Source organism: Collinsella sp. CLA-AA-H167 (assembly GCF_040095305.1).
Taxonomy (GTDB): domain Bacteria; phylum Actinomycetota; class Coriobacteriia; order Coriobacteriales; family Coriobacteriaceae; genus Collinsella.
In genome coordinates, this window is the sequence record NZ_JBBNGA010000014.1 from 36,000 (window position 1) to 53,242 (window position 17,243).

Below are 17,243 nucleotides of genomic sequence, written 5' to 3' on the forward strand. Positions count from 1 at the left end.
CTTACGCCTCCTTCTTGGTCGAAGCAACAGAGCTGGCGGCCGCGGACGCAGCACCCGCAGCACCGCCCGCAATATCGAAGCGAGCGACATCCGCGGCGCTCGCGCGACCGGTCACAATGTCAAACGCCAGTTCCTCTGCCTGCGCATGTGTCTTGCCGGCAGCCTCGCTCGCAGCGACAATCGCCAACACACGCTCGTACTCGGTCGGAATGACCTTCACAAAGTGCTTGCTCATCGTCTCAAAGCTGTAGAGCAGCTTGATGCCGCGCGGGCTCTGCGTCGCGTCCACGTGCTCCTGGATGAGCTCGCGAATCTGCGCCAGCTCGCCGGCAGTCGGGGCCTTGAGCTCAACGCTCTCGTGGTTCACGCGGGCATCGAGCGTGCCGTACTGGTCAAAGACATAGGCCACGCCGCCCGTCATGCCGGCGGCAAAGTTCTGCCCGACCTCGCCCAGGATGAGCGCCAGGCCGCCCGTCATGTACTCACAGCCGTGGTTGCCGCAGCCCTCGACCACCACGGTGGCACCGGAGTTGCGTACGCCAAAGCGCTGGCCGGCCAGGCCGTTGATGAAGCCGTGGCCACTCGTGGCGCCAAAGAACGCAACGTTACCCACGATGATGTTTTCGTCGAACTTATAGGTCGCATGCGGGTTGGGGCGCACCGACACCTCGCCGCCCGAAAGGCCCTTGCCAAAGTAGTCGTTGGCGTCGCCGCACACGTTGAGCGTAATGCCGCGCGGCAGGAAGGCGCCAAAGCTCTGACCGGCCGATCCATCGCAATCGATGGCGATGGAGCCGGCGGGCAGGCCCTCGGGATGTGCCTTGGTCACCGCGTTACCCAGGATGGTGCCCACGCAACGGTTGACGTTGGCGATATCAGCGCGGAAGCGAATCGGACGCAAGTGGGCACGGGCATCGGCCGTATAGGGCACGAACAGCGTGGAGTCGAGCGTCTTGTCGAGCTCGCTGTCCGCGGCCATCTGCGGCAGGAAGTGACGACCGTCGGCACCCGGGATATGGGCACCGAACTCGCAGGTCGCGCTCGCCAGCACGGGCGACAGATCGAGCAGGTTGGCCTTACGGTTGCCCGGGACCTCAATCTGGCGCAAGCACTCGGGATGGCCGACCATCTCGTCGACGGTGCGGAAGCCCAGGCTCGCCATGACCTCGCGCAGCTGCTCGGCAACAAAGAGCATAAAGTGCTCGACGTGCTCGGGCTTGCCGCGGAAGCCGCGACGCAGGCGGCAGTTTTGCGTAGCGATGCCGGCCGGGCAGGTATCCTGTTGGCAGTCGCGCTGCATGAGGCAGCCCATCGAGATGAGCGGCATAGTCGCAAAGCCAAACTCCTCGGCGCCCAGCAGGCAGGCGACGGCAACATCGGTGCCGTCCATGAGCTTGCCGTCGGCCTCGAGCACCACGCGCGAGCGCAGGCCGTTTTGCAGCAGCGTCTGCTGAGCCTCGGCAAGGCCAAGCTCCAGCGGCAGACCGGCGTGCCAGATCGAATCGCGCGCAGCGGCACCCGAGCCGCCATTGTGGCCGCTGATCAAAATCTTGTCGGCAGCACCCTTGGCAACACCGGTGGCGATGGTGCCGACGCCGGCCTCACTGACCAGCTTGACCGACACGCGCGCGCCGGGGTTGGCGTTCTTAAGGTCGAAGATGAGCTCGGCCAGGTCCTCGATAGAGTAGATGTCGTGGTGCGGCGGAGGCGAGATCAGGCCGATGCCGGGCGTGGACTGACGGACCTCGGCAATCCAAGGGTAGACCTTCTTGCCGGGCAGGTGGCCGCCCTCGCCGGGCTTGGCGCCCTGGGCCATCTTAATCTGAATCTCGAAGGCGCTGCACAGATAGCGGCTCGTCACGCCAAAGCGCGCACTTGCCACCTGCTTGATCGCGGAGTTCTTGGAGTCGCCGTTGGCCAGCGGGGTCTCGCGACGCGGGTCCTCGCCGCCCTCGCCTGAGTTGGAACGGCCATGCAGACGGTTCATAGCGATTGCCATGCACTCGTGCGCCTCTTTGCTGATGGAGCCGTACGACATGGCGCCGGTGTTAAAGCGGCGGACGATGTTGAGCGCGGGCTCGACCTCGTCGAGCGAAACCGGCGTGCGGCCGCTGGCATCAAAGTCGAGCAAGTCGCGCAGGCGCACGGCACGGCCGGTACGGTGCAGACGGGCGCTGTACTCCTTAAAGGTGCCGTAGCTGTCCTCACGGCAGGCGGTCTGGAGCAGGTAGACGGTCTGAGGGTCGATCAGGTGATCCTCGCCGCCGAGCGGACGCCACTTGGTCAGACCCAGCGTGGGCAGCTGATCGGGAGCCGGGCTCTTAAGGATAGCGAGCGCGGCGTCGTAGCGCTCGTTTTGCTCGCGCTCAACGTCCTCGACACCCATACCGCCCACACGGCTCACCGTGCCGGCGAAGTACGCGTTGACGAACTCCGGCGTAAAGCCCACGACCTCGAAGATCTGCGCCGAATGGTAGCTCTGCACCGTGGAGATGCCCATCTTGGACATGATGGAGACGATGCCGGCGGTCGCAGCCTTGTTGTAGTTGGCGATGCCCTGCTCGGCCGTCACGTCCAAATCGCCGCGTGCCGCCAAGTCACGAATGCACGCATGCGCGTTGTACGGATAGATACCGCTCGCGGAGTAGCCCACCAGCGCCGCAAAGTCGTGCGGAGACACGGCGTCGCCACACTCCACCACGATATCGGCAAAGGTGCGCACGCCGGCGCGGATCAGGTGGTTGTGCACGCAGCCCACGGCAAGCAGCGACGGCACGGGCACCTCGCCCGCTCCGGCGCGATCGCTCAGCACCACAATGTTCACGCCGTCGCGGACCGCAGCCTCAACGTCCTCGGCAAGCTGTTTGAGCGCAGTCTGCAGCGCGCCCTCGCCGGCATCGCGGCGGTAGACGGCACGGAAACGACGGGTCTTAAAGCCAACACGGTCGATGGCACAGATATGCTCGAACTCTTCTTCGTTGAGCAACGGGCGCTCCAAGCGCACCAGCTGACAGGCCGTGCGGGAATCCTCGAGCAGGTTGCCGTGGTTGCCCAGGTAGAGCGTGGTCGAGGTGACCATATGCTCGCGCAGGGCGTCGATCGGAGGATTCGTGACCTGGGCGAACAGCTGATAGAAGTAGTCAAAGAACGAACGCGTCTTCTTGGACAGGCAGGCCAGCGGCGCGTCGATGCCCATCGAGGCGAGCGGGGCCTTGCCCTGCTGGGCCATGGGACGCACGACCTCGTCAACATCATCCCAGTGATACCCGAGCTTAGCCATGCGCACGGCGGCGGACACCTCGGCATCCTCGGCGGGCGCGGGCGCGGCGGGCTCATCGAGCGCGTCGACGGTCAGCGTCTCCTCGGCAATCCAATCACGGTAGGGCTTTTCCTTGGCGTAACGGGCGCGCAGCTCGTCGTTGTAGATGACGCGGCCGCGGGCAAAATCGACCTCGAGCATCTGGCCCGGCCCCAGACAGCCGCTCGTCAGGATGTTCTCGGGGCTCACCTCGATGGTGCCCACCTCGCTTGCCAGCATAAAACGACCGTCGCGCGTCACATAATAGCGGGCGGGACGCAGGCCGTTACGGTCGAGGGCGGCGCCCAGGGTACGGCCATCGGTAAAGGCGATAGCGGCAGGACCGTCCCACGGCTCCATGAGCATGGACTGGTAAGCGTCGTAGGCGCGGCGTTCCTCACCCAGGTTGTCGTTGTGGTCCCATGGCTCGGGCAGCAACATGGACGCGGCACGCGTGAGCGGACGGCCGTTCATGACCAAGAATTCGAGCACGTTGTCCAGAATCGCGGAGTCGGAGCCCTCGCGGTTGATGATCGGCATCACGCGCTCAAGATCATGCTGCAGCACGGGGCTGTACAGGTTGGGCTCGCGGGCACGAATCCAGTTGACGTTACCCTTGAGGGTGTTGATCTCGCCGTTGTGGATGATAAAGCGGTTGGGGTGCGCACGCTCCCAGCTGGGCGTGGTGTTGGTGGAGTAGCGCGAGTGGACGAGCGCCACGGCCGTTTTGACGGCGGCATCGTTGAGATCGATGAAGAAGCGGCGCATCTGCGTGGCGACGAGCATGCCCTTGTACACGATAGTGCGCGAGCTCATGGAGCACACGTAGAAGATCTTGTCGCGCAGGGCGAACTCGGCGTCGGCCTTCTTCTCGATGGTGCGGCGGCACACGTACAGGCGGCGCTCAAAGGCGTCACCCGCCGGCGTATCGTCGGGACGGCCCAGGAAGGCCTGCAAGATGGTGGGCATGCAGGCACGCGCCGTCTCGCCCAGGTCGTGCGGGTCGACGGGCACCTCACGCCAAAAGAGCAGCGGCACGCCGGCCTCGGCGCAACCCTCCTCAAACACGCGGCGGCCATCCTCTACGCCCTTGTCATCCTGCGGAAAGAACAGCATGGCCACGCCATAGTCGCCCTCTGCCGGCAGAATCTGGCCGCACTTTTGAGCCTCTTTGCGGAAAAAGTGATGCGGAACCTGGAACAGGATACCGGCACCGTCGCCGGTATTCTTCTCGAGTCCCGTGCCGCCGCGGTGCTCCAAGTTAACCAGAATGGACAGCGCGTCATCCAGAATCTGATGATGGCGCTCGCCATTGATATCGGCAAGAGCGCCGATGCCGCATGCATCGTGGTCGAATTCGGGGCGATAAAGGCCCTGCTGCTGAGCGGAATCTGCCTGCATCGCGATCCTCCCCTAGGTGTTTAGACAGTCAGTTGACTAGGCATACTAGGAGCATCGCCGGCCCGCTGTGTTTCCCACCCGTTTCGAAACAATCGCGTAACGCACGCCCTACGAGTGGGTGCCGCAGGTTGAGCATGCACCCGAGGTGTCGATTGAGCTCATCGACAACGCCACCTTCCGCGTGCCGGGCGGTCTGTAAACTCACTGCATCTAACATCTCAATCTGTAACACCTAGGCCCAATTTCCATCCCTAGTTGTTACAGATCGAGACATTTCGGCAGCCCCCTTCACCATCCCATTCAAATACAACAATTTTGTTAGTCTTGGTTAACTTTTTAGCATAAAACGGGTATCCTTTGCGGCGTCAAGCAAACGGCACGCACACCGTGCCAGATCAAGGAGGCCCCTATGGCGCACCAAGCAGACCAGCAGACGATGCAACTCGTCCTTATCCGTCACGGAGAGTCCGAGTGGAACAAGCTCAACCTGTTCACCGGCTGGACCGATGTCGAGCTCACCGACACGGGCCGCGAAGAGGCGGCGGCAGGCGGCCGCGTCCTCAAAGAAGCCGGTTTCGACTTTGACGTCTGCTACACTTCGCGCCTCAAGCGCGCGATCCACACCCTCAACATCGTGCTCGGCCAAATGGATCGCGAGTGGTTGCCCGTCATCAAATCCTGGAAGCTCAACGAGCGCCACTACGGTGCGTTGCAGGGTCTCAACAAGGCCGATGCCGCCGCGGAGCACGGCGACGAACAGGTGCTCATCTGGCGCCGCTCCTTCGATGTCTGCCCGCCGGCACTCGAGCCGGACGACGCGCGCGACCCCCACACCCAGGAGCAATACCGCGACATCGCGCCCGACCAGCTGCCCTATACCGAGTGCCTCAAGGACACGATCGCCCGCGCCTGGCCTTATTTCGAAGACGAGATTCGCCCCCAGATGCTCGCCGGCAAGCGCGTACTCATCGCCGCACACGGCAACTCCCTGCGCTCACTCGTCTTGAAGCTCGAGCACCTCACGCCCGAGGAGATCCTCAAGGTCAACATCCCCACCGGCGTGCCGCTCGTCTACACCTTCGACACCGATTTCAACGTCCTCGACAAGCGCTACATCGGCGACCCGGCGACCATCGCCGCCAAGATCGACGCCGTGGCCAATCAGGGCAAAGCGCACAAGTAGCCCCAACCCAAATCCGACGCGTGGCGCCGCACGACCCAGATGCGACGTCACGCCGCCCATACGCAGGAGCGCACCATGCTCAACCATCTCAAACAACATTTTGGCTCCCGACGCACCGGTGGTCACGGAGGCCTAGACATTGCGCGGCATATCGGCCCCGGGCTGCTCGTGACCGTCGGCTTTATCGACCCGGGCAACTGGGCCTCCAATATGGCCGCGGGCTCGCAGTTTGGCTACGCGCTGCTGTGGATCGTCACGCTGTCCACGATTATGCTCATTGTGCTGCAGCACAACGCGGCGCACCTGGGTATCGCCACGGGCGCCTGCCTTGCCGAGGCCACGACACGTTACCTCCCCCGCTTCGTTGGACGCACGGTACTCGCCAGTGCCTATCTCGCGACTGTCGCCACCGCCATGGCCGAAGTCCTGGGTGGCGCGATTGCCCTTCAAATGCTCTTTGGGCTGCCCGTGCGCGCGGGCTGCGTCATCATGGCGGCAGTATCGATGGCGATGCTCATGACGAACTCCTACAAGCATGCCGAACGCTGGATCATCGCCTTCGTCGGCGTGATAGGACTCTCGTTTTTGGCCGAGCTTGCACTAGTCAAGGTCGACTGGCCGCAAGCCGCCGCAAGCTGGATCACGCCCAGTATGCCCACTGGCTCTGCCGCGATTATCGTGAGTGTCCTGGGTGCGGTCGTAATGCCCCACAACCTTTTTCTGCACTCCGAGGTCATCCAATCCATGCACTTCGAAGGCCAAGGCGAGCAAGTTATCGAAGAACGCTTGCGCTACGAGCTCTTTGACACGCTCTTTTCGATGGGCGTGGGCTGGGCAATCAACTCGGCCATGGTCATCCTGGCCGCAACGACCTTCTTTGCGCACGGCATGGTCGTAGACGACCTCGCCGTCGCAGCGGCCACGCTCTCCCCCATTCTGGGCCCGGCGAGCTCGACCATCTTTGCGGTAGCGCTGCTGTTCGCGGGACTATCGAGCAGCGTGACAGCGGGCATGGCGGCGGGAACCATCACTGCGGGCATGTTCGACGAGGAATACGATATCCACGACCGACATTCCTCGATCGGGGTGGCGGCCTGTTTCGTCGGCGCAGTGACGGCGTGCCTGGTCGTCCCAAATCCTTTTGAAGGTCTCATCTGGAGTCAGGCACTGCTGTCGCTTCAGCTGCCGATTACGGTCTTTGTGCTCATACGGCTCACCAGTTCACCCCGCGTCATGGGCAAATACGCCAATTCGCGCCCGCTCAACGCGCTGCTCGTAGGGATTGGTGCCATCGTGACGATTCTCGATGTCGTGTTGTTGACAGGGATGTAATGGGGCACCTACCTAGGCAAACGTCTCGATCTGTAACGTCTAGACCCGCTTTTGATGTCTAGATGTTACAGATCGAGATCATTCCGAGGGTCAGCTCCGTTTGTCTCAATCTGTAACAAGTGGGCCAAATTTCCACCGTTAGATGTTACAGATTGAGACAAAAGGTCGGCCGGACTCACAACAGACAGGATCGGCCAACAGCAACCGCGATCCCTTGGGGGCGGAGGAAAAGGGCCCCGGGCGAGAATTCGACCGAGGCCCTTGGACAGAGCTATGTTCGGCTTTCGCCGTGTGTCTGCGAACTACTCCTCGACGAGCTCAAACTGATCGGGACCGACGCCGCAGACCGGGCACACGTAGTCCTCGGGCAGCTCGGGCGTGTCGACCTCAACCTCGTAGCCACAAACGATGCACACGAACTTATACGTCTTCTTCTCCTCAGCCATGATGTTCTCCTCTCGAACGCGACTGGTGATGTACTTCGCTTATTAGTATATGTTATCAATAACATAATGCAAGTATTTTTAGAACATTTCTAGCCTTGATACGAGGACGCCTTCGGAGGCGTCTTGCCCTTCAGGACCTTATGGTAGTAATCGTAGGTGAGCGGCGTCTCGTCGCTCAGGTGCTCGGCATCCTCGACCTCGCCGATAAACAGTAGATGCGTGCCCACATCCACAGTGTCGATCAAACGGCAGCTAAACAGGGCCGTCGCGTGCTCGGGCACATAGGGCATGCCTAGAGCCGTCTCGCGGGTCTCGTATTTGGCAAACTTGTCATAATCGCTGCTGGTGCGGAACCCAAAGTTACCGATGTAGAGCATGTCGGCGGTCTGATCGATCACGGTCAGCGCGAACGCTTTGGCCGATGCGATGACGCCCGAGGTGACGTTGTCCTTGTTCACGGCAACCGAAATGCGCGGCGGCATGGACGTTACCTGCACCGCAGTGTTGATGACGCAACCGGCGCGCAGCCCGTCTGCCGCGGCGCTCACCACGTACAGACCGCTCGGCATGGTAAAGAACGCAGTTTTGTCCATAACGATCACTCCCCTAACCCGGGTTGGAACCTCATGGATGTATGTACCCACAAAAAAGGCGGTGCCCATAACGGATGCCGCCTTTGAGACATATGTGTCAGAACAGTAAGAAAGATGAGACGCCCGCAGTTGCGGTGAAATAGGGACTGAATAGCCCCTCAAACAGGCAAAACAGTCCGTATTCCACCGCAACTTATACAGAACGCCTAGCGATTGTGCTCCTTGAGGGCGCGGTCGATCTCGCGCTGGACATCGCGCTTGGCCATATCCTCGCGCTTGTCGTAAAGCTTCTTGCCGCGGCCTAGGCCCAGCAGCAGCTTTACGCGGCCGTCGGTATTAAAGTAGAGCTCCAGCGGCACCAGCGCATAGCCGCGGTTGCGCAGCTTACCGTCGAGAAAGTCAATCTCCTTGCGGTGCAGCAGCAGACGACGGCGGCGATCAGGGTCGCGGTTCCACACGCCACCATGGCTATAAGGGTGGATATGCAGGCCCACGAGCCAGCACTCGCCGCCACGAATCAGTGCAAAGGTATCGGTAATCTGGCACGCGCGCTCGCGAATCGACTTGACCTCGGTACCGCTCAGCTCAATACCGCACTCAAACGTCTCATCGATAAAGTACTCGTGATGTGCCGAGCGATTCTTGGAAATGAGCTTGCGCTCGCGCTTACTGGGCATCGCCGGCCTCCTTGGCGCCATCGGCGTTTGAACCCGCAGCCTCGCGCTTTACCCTGCGCTCGGCATTAAGCTCGGCATCGCTCTCGCGCACCAGCTTGATAATCGCCGCGCATGCCTCCTCGCCCACCAGGTCGCGGGCACGGACCGTCAGACGCGTAGCCTCCTGCTTGTCGCCGTCGCTTGCAGCATCGGTCGCGCACATGATCAGGCAGATGGCGATCTCGGCCGAAGGCGAGGTCGGCACGCCCTGCAGGGCGAGCTCACCCATCACATGGTCGTCACTCTCGTCCGCGGCATCCGGATAGGTGGTATGGATCTTGTTGAGCAGGCGCGTCGTATGCGCATCATTGGGCGCCAGGCGCAGCGCCAGACGCGCGCAGCCCACGGCTGCCGAAATGTTCTCGGTCTCGGGCTCCAAGAAGTACTGACCCAAGTTGGTGTAGGCACGTGCGGCGCACTTACCGTCGCTCGCGCGCTCCAGCACCGAGAACGAGAGCGATGCCCACTCCTGCTTGTCCTCGAGCGCGCGGAACAGCTCGGCCAAGTCCAAGCGATAGTTGCAGTTCATGGGATCCCAACGCACGGCCTGCATCAGGGCATTCCGAGCACTCACATAATCCTGCTGGCGAATGTAGGCAAACGCCATGTCGGAGTACAGGCGGTCAAAGGGAGCCTCGACCTGCACCAGCTCGCGCGGATCCTTCTCCACGCGGCGATAGGCCAGGCGCTCAAACTTGCTGTCGAAGCTAAAGTACTGGCGCTTCTCCTCCGTCTTGCACTCAGCGTCGATATACTCCTCGGCGAGCTCCACCAGACGCTCAAGCAGCGGCGTCGCCGTAGCCAGGTCGCCCTGCGCCAGATAGTTCTCGGCATACGTGATGTCTTCCAAGCTGATAGGCAGGTCCATGACAACTCCTCGGTCCGGGCGGCAGACTCAACGCGCGCCTTAAATATCGGTCAATACACAAAACCCGGGTCTCTTACGAGGCCCGGGCGTTCAATTTTGGTAGCCCGTACCAGATTCGAACTGGTGATCTCCGCCTTGAGAGGGCGGCGTCCTAAACCGCTAGACGAACGGGCCATATGTAGCAAATGCAATGGCTGGGATGGAGGGAGTCGAACCCCCATTGACGGAACCAGAATCCGCTGTCCTGCCATTAGACGACATCCCAATGACTGCATCGCTGCGCTCGGCTGTGCCTTTGCGCAAGAAAGAAATATACGGGAAGTCCGGCCGTGACGCAAGCCCCAATTTTGACTTTTTTGAAATTCAGTCAAATACGGCCGACACGTGAAGGACCTGTGAAGCGCCAGCGACACGTACGGCGCCAAAGCCCGTAAAACATCCCGCATCTACCGCTGGTAGATTACAACAATGCAGCACTCACGGCTGATGGCACAATCGAACCGTCATCATTGCACGGATATCGAGGCGCCATGGACGAAGAGCTTGATTACCTATGGGAGACCCTGGGCCTCGAGATCACTGCTGACCTTTGGCCCGAACGGGACAAAATCCATCCCACCCTGCGCCCCGCCATCACGGTGATGCAGGCAAAATACCGCCGTGCATCCTTTTTGATCATGCGGATGTCATGGCACGCGGGACTCCCCGACCTTAAGCGAATCCAGGCAAGCCTCGTCGAGCTGTCCGGTATGCCGACTGTCATATCCGAGGCGCACCTGGAGCAGCGCCAACGCGAGCGACTGCAACAGCAGCGGATTCCCTTTATCTGCCCCGGTGTTCAGGCATATCTGCCCTTTATGGACGAGGAGTACTGGAGCGGCAAGCCCAACAAGCACGTAAAGGTCTACGGTCCGCACGAATGGGCACAGCTCAAGGATTGAGCCGAGCGAGCCCTCCGATGGAAAACACGTCCCACCCCGAGCGCTCAAAACGGGTCGCACTTTCCGCAGCCGCTACAGCAGCGCCTCGGTCCAAGCTGCTTCCCTAAAGCCGGGAATCGCAAAGTCGTCGCCCACCAACAGCGGACGCTTGACCAGCATGCCGTCGGTCGCCAGCAGCTCGTAGCACTCCCGATCCGTCATGCCCGCATCTAGACGCGCCTTCAGGCCCAGCTCTCGATATTTCATGCCCGACGAATTAAAGAAGCGCCGCACCGGCAGTCCCGAACGAGCAATCCAGGTCGCAAGCTCATCAGCCGTGGGATTGTCCAAAACGATATCGCGGTCGATATACTCTACCCCGTGTTCGTCCAGCCATGCCTTGGCCTTCTTACAGGTCGAGCACTTGGGATATTCAACAAACAGTACGGTCATGGGAATCCTCCGAATATAGATCGGCCAACGCAGGCACACGCCACACGAGGCGCCTTCGTATGATGGGCCAATTGTAGCCCACGGGTCACACGCTAAACGAACCGTACCCCGAATCCGCGTTTGATGAACGGCAGCAGCTCCATTGCCTCGGGCGTGATATGGCCCGCAACGTTCATGCGCTCGTCACCGGGAAGATCGACCCGCGCAATCTCAAGCTCGCCTTCGTAGCGCCCATATCCGCTATTGCTCACAGCGATCGACCCCGCCTTTCGCGGCAGGCCGGCTCCGGCATCCGTCGGCACGGAATCCGGCTTAAGCGTCGTACGCGACTCCTGAGACCTAAAGATGAGGGTGCTCGAATCGGGTCGGTCGTGATGAATCTGCCCACGCACATAGGCATAACCGGGCTCAAGCTCGCATTGCAGGTCCACGTATCCGGCGGAAACTTGAGCAAACTGCACCCAGCCCGCATCGGAAAGATCGGGGTCGCCGACCAACACAATGTCGCAATCGGCGCCATGTGCAAGCTCAAGCATATTGAGGGCGACCTTTGACGCGCGACCGCGCTGCGTCTCGACCGTCGGCAGTCCCTCGAATACCGGCCCGCGAACGTTGGCATCGCCCGGCACAAAAGCCATGATTTCGAATCCAAGCGCCGCAAGACGAAGATTCACCCGAGCAATGTCCTCCAGAGCTAAACCGGTATAAGGCTTGGGGTAAAAATTGTGGCAGGCGGCAAAACGAGTCACATCGGCACCGGCCTCACGCCACGATGCGATTTCATCAGAACTCACCGTCGATGCATTGACCACAATGCGAAATACACCGGACAGCTCCGCGACCCGCCGGGCGCTAAAGCCATAGTCCAAACGAAGGTATTCCAACCCCAGATCGCGCAGGTCCTCGATGCGCTCAAGCCCGAGCAAATCGCACGTGCGCGGCCCCACATCGGCAATGAGCGCAATGCCGCGGGCGGAAAGCAGCGACAGCACATGACGGACCTTATCGGCATACGCCGCTCCCCCATCCTCGGGAATATGCAGCGAGGTGAACGCATAGCGCGCACCCGCCGCGGCACCGTGTTCAATCGTCCGCTCAATATCCTGCAGAGGGTTGGAAAGATAAATCGAAATACCCGTTTTCACGCTTCAACACTCCTTTAAAAAAGGCCGGCGGAGCAGTTAGCCCCGCCGGCACAACCATAGCATCAAGAAATCTGCCGCGCGCCGCGAGCCCTGAGCAACACGGCTCGCGATATCAAACTACTCGCCAAAGAACTCGTTGATCTTCTGCTCGTCGACGCCAAAGAACCACGTCAGGACAAAGCCGGCGGCATAGGCAAGCAGCATAGCGGCAACGTAGCCGAGCTGCTGACCAGGAACGACGATCAGCAGGCCAAACAGACCGGAAACGCCCTGAGAAACCGTGCCGATGTGAAGCAGCGCCGCGAGCGCGCCGCCAAATCCGGCACCCAGGCAGGCCGTTACAAACGGACGAACGAGCGGCAGCGTAACGGCATACATCAGAGGCTCGCCCACACCGAGGATTCCAACGGGAATGGACTCTGCGACGTACTTCTTGAGCTTGGCGTTCTTGGTCTTAAAGTACAGCGCCAAACCGGCACCGACCTGGCCGCCGCCAGCCATCATAAGGATGGGGAGCAGGTAATTGATGCCCTTGGTAGCGCCGTCGGGATCGTTGAGCATAGCGTGGATCGGCGTGAGCGCCTGATGCAGGCCGACGGAAACCAGCGGCAAGAAGCCTGCCGACAGGATATAGCCGCCCAGGACGCCCAGCTTCTCGAAGATAAAGGTCAAAACGCTAAAGATGGCAGTCGTCAGCCATGCGCCAACCGGCTGGATGACGAGCATCAGAGCAAAGGCGCCGATGATGAGCACCAGCAGCGGGGACAAGAATGTGTCGAGTGCGTTGGGCATAACCTTGCGAATCTGACGCTCCATCCAGGCAAAAAATGCGCCAGCGATAAGAGCCGCGATCATGCCGCCCGCTGCGGGGCTGTACTGCGCATTGGTGAGCGGCAGCAGAATGGCAGCGGCAGGATCAGCCGCGCCAGGCGCAAGCAGGGGCATGGCACTGTTGGCGATACACATCATGCCGGCGATGCCGCCCAGCGCAGCGGAGCCACCAAACTCACGCGCCGCGTTATAGCCCACCAAGATGGGCAGATAGGCAAACAGGGCCCAGCCCATGGAACGAATGCCCTGGTACCACCACTCGCCTGCAAGCGCGCCTGCCGTCGAGACGTTAATGACGTTGCAGATACCGTTGATGAGGCCAGCCGCAATGATGCCGGGAAGCAGGGCGACGAAGACATTGGAAATCTTCTTGAGGAAGGCCTGAACCGGCTTGGACTCGTACTTGGCCTTCTGCGCGGCCTTGTTTGTGGCCGCAGCGTCAACCACGCTCTCGTCGGCAACGCCTTTCGCAAGGCCGGTGAACTTGGAGAACTCCTCGAGCACCTTATTCACCTTGCCCGGACCCAACACGATCTGCATCGTGTCGTCCTCGACCAGGCCCATCACGCCGTCGAGTGCCTTAATGCCCTCCGTGTCAACGTTGCCCGTGTCTTTGACGGTCACGCGCAGGCGCGTCATGCACGCCGCGTTTGCCAGCACGTTGTCTTTACCGCCCAAAAGGTCCAGCAGCTTTTGAGCCAGCTCTTTGTTCGTCATAACTCCTCCTTGTATTGGGTATCTCGTCTGGATGTCGTATCAGATCACGCCGCGCACCTATTGGGCATCGGCATTGCTCTTCTCATGGCCACTCACCGCAGCACGGACATGGCCTCGCGCCCGCCCAAGAGCTACCGCAGCCTGCTCGGCATCGCAGTCCAGCAGCACCGAGACAATAGCGGTTTTTACGTGGCCGCCGGCATCTGCAAGCGCCTGAATAGCGCGCTCGCGCGTGCAGCCGGTCGCCTCCATCACGATGTTCTGGCCGCGCACCACCAACTTCTCGTTCGTCTGCTGCACATCGACCATCAGGTTTTGGTATACCTTGCCGATCTTGACCATGGCACCGGTTGAAATCATGTTGAGGATGAGTTTTTGAACCGTTCCCGCCTTGAGCCTCGTTGAGCCGGTCAGCACCTCGGGACCGGGCACGGGTTCAATGGCAAGATCTGCGCTCTCCCCGATCTTTGACCCTTGGTTGCAGGCAATTGCAATGGTCTTGCACCCAGTTGCCTTGGCGTACACAAGGCCGCCCACCACATAGGGAGTACGGCCGCTTGCCGCCAGGCCAACGACAAGATCCTTGTCCGAGAGTCCACGCTCCCGCAGGTCGCTCGCGCCAAGTTCCTCGCTGTCTTCGGCACCTTCGACAGCCTTGATAAACGCCGTCTCGCCTCCGGCAATGAGCCCGACAATCAGATCGGGTGACACGCCAAACGTGGGCGGACACTCCGAAGCGTCGAGTACGCCCAGACGACCGCTGGTGCCTGCGCCCATGTAAAAGACGCGCCCGCCGCGCTCGAGTGCCTCAGCAGCCCAGTCGATTGCTGTGGCAACCTGGGGCAGCACTTTTGTGACCGACTGGACGGCACGAAGATCCTCATCATTCATCGTCGTGACGATTTGCAGCGATGTCATCGTATCGAGGTCCATAGACCTTTGATTACGCTGTTCGGTCGTGAATTTTGTTAAATCGAGCATTTCATTCACCTCATCTTTCCTGTTTCTCGATGTAGTTTTGCTTAATGACATGTGTCGCCCGTTCGTAGTCGCTGGCAACGTAAGCAGCGTACAGGGCATCGACAACCATAAGCTGGGCCATACGCGAAGCCATGGCACCGCTGCGGACCAAGGGCTCACTCGCAGCGACGCCGAGCACGGCATCGGCCATGGTGGCAAGCTTGGATGATCCATCTACTTTGGTCACGGCCACAACGGGACAGTTGTGACGTTGGGCCTCGGCGGCGCAGCCCAGCACCTCTTGCGTCAAGCCCGAGTAGCTAAAGGCGATTGCCATATCGCCCTCATGCATGTTCTTGGCACACAAGAGCTGATCATGCCAGTCGTCGTACAGATGGCACTCTTTGTCGACACGCATGAGCTTTTGCGCCAGATCGTGCGCGACCAAACGAGAGGCACCGATACCGAACAGATTGACCGCGCGTGCCCGCTTAAGATAGGCCGCACATCGCTCCAAGACGGTGTAATCGAGCGTTCGCGCCGTCGCTTCGATCGTGCGCACGTTGCTTTTCATCACCTTCCCCACGATACGTTCGACGCTGTCATCCATGGAGATGTCCTCGAGGGCAACGTCTTTCTTGTCACCCAAGAGCGCCAGCTCGGCAATCAGTTCGCGCTTGAACTCCTTGTAGCCCGCAAAACCCAAGCGCTTGCAAAAGCGCAAAATGCTCGAGGGCGAGGAGAACGTGGCATCGGCAAGACCGCGGACGGACAGCCCGACCACCTCGTGCGGATGAGCGCTTACATATGCGATGACATTGCGTTCCGCCGGGCTCGCGCTGAGCTCACGCTCGCGAAGCCGCAAAAGCAATCCGTTTGCCATCTCAAACACCTCCGTTGAGAAGAATTAAAGACCAACGAACGATTCGTACCGGATATAAACAGCTTTTACGGTACATTGTGCCGCATCGCGGCGCACAAAGGGCGAGCGTTCTACCGCTCGCCCCTCAAATCCGACCGCTCGGAAATACGCGCGACACAAAATAATTCAACAAGATCGCATTATCAAAAACGGGCTTGTTACCGGCTAGCGCCTCGCATGGGCGCCGATCGGCCGAGTCGCATGGCGCACCAACACCGCTGCCAGCAATACCAACAGCATGGCGGTGACATAGCCCGCAGCATCGAATCCTAAATCGATAACGTCGAAATGCCTGCCGGGAACAAAGATCTTATGTACCTGATCGCCAACGGAGCAGACGGCGCAAAAGAGCAACACGGGCACGCAACGGGAGCATACGCTCCACGGACGCCTGGAAAAGCAAACCACGACCACCGAGGCGAACAATCCGACGAAGAAAAACTCTACGGTATGGGCAACGCGACGGACGTTCGTGCCCACCCACATGCGAATGGAAGCAAGTCGGCCAGACCGGACATTCGAAGCAGCCGAATCGGTGCCCCCGGTCATCCCGTTCTCGGTCTGAGCTTCACCCGCGACATCGGCAGCCTGTACGCCCGTAGCTTGACCCTCCACCACACGCGCGGTGGACTCGCTCAGCAACGACGTCTCCACCGCATTTTGCTCCGTCAGCACCCAGATGCCCGCCAGCGTTGCAGTAAACAGAACGATCGCGGTCCATCCGATTATTTGTTTTACGCGCGCCAAGGGCCTACCTCCTTTTTTGAATATCAGCGAGTGTAGCCCCAAATGGCATCGTCACCGTATCAAAATTTGAATCGCAACAGGAAGCGCCAAAGCGGCGCAAACCCCTACCCCGCCTCGCGCATCCAGCGATCGAACGTCCCCACGCACACGCCCAGGCACTTTGCTGCCTGGCTGCGGGTAATATCGCCTGCCTCATAGCTATCGCGTACCAGCTCAAACTGAGGAGGGCACGGCTTGCGAGGTCGACCGAAACGGACCCCTCGCGCCCGCGCCGCTGCAATCCCCTCCGCTTGGCGCCGATGGATATTCTCGCGCTCCACCTGCGCCACGTAGCTCAGCAGTTGCAGCACAATATCGGCAATCAGGGTATTGGTCACATCCGGCGCGCCGCTGGCCCTGGCGCGCGTGTCAAGCAATGGCATGTCCAACACCACAATGGCAACCCCGAGCTCCTTGGTAATGCGACGCCATTCCTCAAGAATCTCGGAGTAATTACGGCCAAGTCGGTCGATAGAAAGCACCACCAGCACGTCCCCGTCTCCCAGGACGTGCAGCAGCTCGCGATAGCGCGGTCGATCGAAGTCCTTGCCGCTCGCATGGTCGGCATAAATATTCGCCGAGCCCACGCCATAGGCGCCCAGCGCATCCAGCTGCCGATTAAGATTCTGATCGCGCGAACTCACCCGCGCATAACCATACACCGTCGCCATC

The 17,243-nt window shown here is 60.6% G+C and carries 15 protein-coding genes and 2 tRNA genes; 3 read left to right on the forward strand and 14 right to left on the reverse strand.

Annotation, left to right across the window (positions count from 1 at the left end):
* Position 1: 1 nt before the first annotated feature.
* Positions 2-4,699 (reverse strand): glutamate synthase large subunit, encoded by a 4,698-nt coding sequence (gene gltB / locus AAAT03_RS08675; protein ID WP_349103120.1) that lies wholly within the window; start codon positions 4,697-4,699, stop codon positions 2-4.
* A 409-nt stretch (positions 4,700-5,108) separates the two neighbouring features.
* On the opposite strand from gltB, the gene gpmA reads away from it, so the two are divergent.
* Both gpmA and AAAT03_RS08685 read left to right on the forward strand, forming a co-directional pair.
* The gene (gpmA, locus tag AAAT03_RS08680) at positions 5,109-5,882 is read left to right on the forward strand and encodes a 2,3-diphosphoglycerate-dependent phosphoglycerate mutase (protein WP_349103121.1); all 774 of its coding nucleotides are present in this window, start codon (positions 5,109-5,111) and stop codon (positions 5,880-5,882) included.
* Between the two features lie 75 nt (positions 5,883-5,957).
* Positions 5,958-7,214 carry an Nramp family divalent metal transporter gene (locus AAAT03_RS08685; protein ID WP_349103122.1) on the forward strand — a complete coding sequence of 419 codons (1,257 nt, stop codon included), beginning with the start codon at positions 5,958-5,960 and terminating at the stop codon, positions 7,212-7,214.
* A 302-nt stretch (positions 7,215-7,516) separates the two neighbouring features.
* Here AAAT03_RS08685 and AAAT03_RS08690 read toward each other — a convergent pair whose 3' ends face one another.
* The 6 genes from AAAT03_RS08690 to AAAT03_RS08715 all read right to left on the reverse strand — a co-directional run bounded on the left by AAAT03_RS08690 (position 7,517) and on the right by AAAT03_RS08715 (position 10,102).
* Positions 7,517-7,660 (reverse strand): rubredoxin-like domain-containing protein, encoded by a 144-nt coding sequence (locus tag AAAT03_RS08690; protein ID WP_117638060.1) that lies wholly within the window; start codon positions 7,658-7,660, stop codon positions 7,517-7,519.
* Between the two features lie 89 nt (positions 7,661-7,749).
* Positions 7,750-8,253 carry a flavin reductase family protein gene (locus AAAT03_RS08695; RefSeq protein WP_124786020.1) on the reverse strand — a complete coding sequence of 168 codons (504 nt, stop codon included), beginning with the start codon at positions 8,251-8,253 and terminating at the stop codon, positions 7,750-7,752.
* A 206-nt stretch (positions 8,254-8,459) separates the two neighbouring features.
* Positions 8,460-8,930, reverse strand: coding sequence for an SsrA-binding protein SmpB (gene smpB, locus AAAT03_RS08700; protein ID WP_124786019.1), 471 nt, complete (start codon positions 8,928-8,930; stop codon positions 8,460-8,462).
* On the reverse strand, positions 8,920-9,837 hold the full coding sequence (locus AAAT03_RS08705) for a hypothetical protein (RefSeq protein WP_349103123.1): 918 nt from the start codon (positions 9,835-9,837) through the stop codon (positions 8,920-8,922). The genes smpB and AAAT03_RS08705 overlap by 11 nt, the downstream gene beginning before the upstream one ends.
* A gap of 97 nt (positions 9,838-9,934) precedes the next feature.
* Positions 9,935-10,011: transfer RNA gene (locus tag AAAT03_RS08710), tRNA-Glu, on the reverse strand.
* Between the two features lie 17 nt (positions 10,012-10,028).
* Positions 10,029-10,102, reverse strand: a tRNA-Gln gene (locus AAAT03_RS08715).
* Positions 10,103-10,367: 265 nt separating this feature from the next.
* On the opposite strand from AAAT03_RS08715, the gene AAAT03_RS08720 reads away from it, so the two are divergent.
* Positions 10,368-10,778: a hypothetical protein gene (locus AAAT03_RS08720; protein ID WP_117629499.1), complete on the forward strand. Its 411-nt coding sequence runs from the start codon at positions 10,368-10,370 to the stop codon at positions 10,776-10,778.
* Between the two features lie 72 nt (positions 10,779-10,850).
* On the opposite strand, the gene AAAT03_RS08725 is transcribed toward AAAT03_RS08720, so the two are convergent.
* The 7 genes from AAAT03_RS08725 to AAAT03_RS08755 all read right to left on the reverse strand — a co-directional run bounded on the left by AAAT03_RS08725 (position 10,851) and on the right by AAAT03_RS08755 (position 17,242).
* A complete protein-coding gene (locus AAAT03_RS08725) occupies positions 10,851-11,210 on the reverse strand; it encodes an arsenate reductase family protein (RefSeq protein WP_117583016.1) in 360 nt (119 codons plus the stop codon).
* Between the two features lie 92 nt (positions 11,211-11,302).
* The gene (locus AAAT03_RS08730; RefSeq protein ID WP_349103124.1) at positions 11,303-12,355 is read right to left on the reverse strand and encodes a MupG family TIM beta-alpha barrel fold protein; all 1,053 of its coding nucleotides are present in this window, start codon (positions 12,353-12,355) and stop codon (positions 11,303-11,305) included.
* A gap of 117 nt (positions 12,356-12,472) precedes the next feature.
* Positions 12,473-13,903: a PTS transporter subunit EIIC gene (locus tag AAAT03_RS08735; RefSeq protein WP_349103125.1), complete on the reverse strand. Its 1,431-nt coding sequence runs from the start codon at positions 13,901-13,903 to the stop codon at positions 12,473-12,475.
* A gap of 57 nt (positions 13,904-13,960) precedes the next feature.
* Complete coding sequence (murQ, locus tag AAAT03_RS08740) at positions 13,961-14,884, reverse strand: N-acetylmuramic acid 6-phosphate etherase (protein ID WP_349103126.1); 924 nt, start codon at positions 14,882-14,884, stop codon at positions 13,961-13,963.
* Between the two features lie 10 nt (positions 14,885-14,894).
* The gene (locus AAAT03_RS08745) at positions 14,895-15,746 is read right to left on the reverse strand and encodes a MurR/RpiR family transcriptional regulator (protein ID WP_349103127.1); all 852 of its coding nucleotides are present in this window, start codon (positions 15,744-15,746) and stop codon (positions 14,895-14,897) included.
* Positions 15,747-15,950: 204 nt separating this feature from the next.
* Complete coding sequence (locus AAAT03_RS08750; RefSeq protein WP_117641029.1) at positions 15,951-16,532, reverse strand: VanZ family protein; 582 nt, start codon at positions 16,530-16,532, stop codon at positions 15,951-15,953.
* Between the two features lie 104 nt (positions 16,533-16,636).
* Positions 16,637-17,242 (reverse strand): recombinase family protein, encoded by a 606-nt coding sequence (locus tag AAAT03_RS08755; protein ID WP_055310347.1) that lies wholly within the window; start codon positions 17,240-17,242, stop codon positions 16,637-16,639.
* Position 17,243 lies beyond the last annotated feature (1 nt).

What these genes read in the sequence shown, in the direction of transcription:
- gltB (WP_349103120.1), bottom strand. Translation starts at nt 4,699, where the DNA reads ATGCAGGCAGATTCCGCTCAGCAGCAGGGCCTTTATCGCCCCGAATTC.
- gpmA (WP_349103121.1), top strand. Translation starts at nt 5,109, where the DNA reads ATGGCGCACCAAGCAGACCAGCAGACGATGCAACTCGTCCTTATCCGT.
- AAAT03_RS08685 (WP_349103122.1), top strand. Translation starts at nt 5,958, where the DNA reads ATGCTCAACCATCTCAAACAACATTTTGGCTCCCGACGCACCGGTGGT.
- AAAT03_RS08690 (WP_117638060.1), bottom strand. Translation starts at nt 7,660, where the DNA reads ATGGCTGAGGAGAAGAAGACGTATAAGTTCGTGTGCATCGTTTGTGGC.
- AAAT03_RS08695 (WP_124786020.1), bottom strand. Translation starts at nt 8,253, where the DNA reads ATGGACAAAACTGCGTTCTTTACCATGCCGAGCGGTCTGTACGTGGTG.
- smpB (WP_124786019.1), bottom strand. Translation starts at nt 8,930, where the DNA reads ATGCCCAGTAAGCGCGAGCGCAAGCTCATTTCCAAGAATCGCTCGGCA.
- AAAT03_RS08705 (WP_349103123.1), bottom strand. Translation starts at nt 9,837, where the DNA reads ATGGACCTGCCTATCAGCTTGGAAGACATCACGTATGCCGAGAACTAT.
- AAAT03_RS08720 (WP_117629499.1), top strand. Translation starts at nt 10,368, where the DNA reads ATGGACGAAGAGCTTGATTACCTATGGGAGACCCTGGGCCTCGAGATC.
- AAAT03_RS08725 (WP_117583016.1), bottom strand. Translation starts at nt 11,210, where the DNA reads ATGACCGTACTGTTTGTTGAATATCCCAAGTGCTCGACCTGTAAGAAG.
- AAAT03_RS08735 (WP_349103125.1), bottom strand. Translation starts at nt 13,903, where the DNA reads ATGACGAACAAAGAGCTGGCTCAAAAGCTGCTGGACCTTTTGGGCGGT.
- murQ (WP_349103126.1), bottom strand. Translation starts at nt 14,884, where the DNA reads ATGCTCGATTTAACAAAATTCACGACCGAACAGCGTAATCAAAGGTCT.
- AAAT03_RS08745 (WP_349103127.1), bottom strand. Translation starts at nt 15,746, where the DNA reads ATGGCAAACGGATTGCTTTTGCGGCTTCGCGAGCGTGAGCTCAGCGCG.
- AAAT03_RS08755 (WP_055310347.1), bottom strand. Translation starts at nt 17,242, where the DNA reads ATGGCGACGGTGTATGGTTATGCGCGGGTGAGTTCGCGCGATCAGAAT.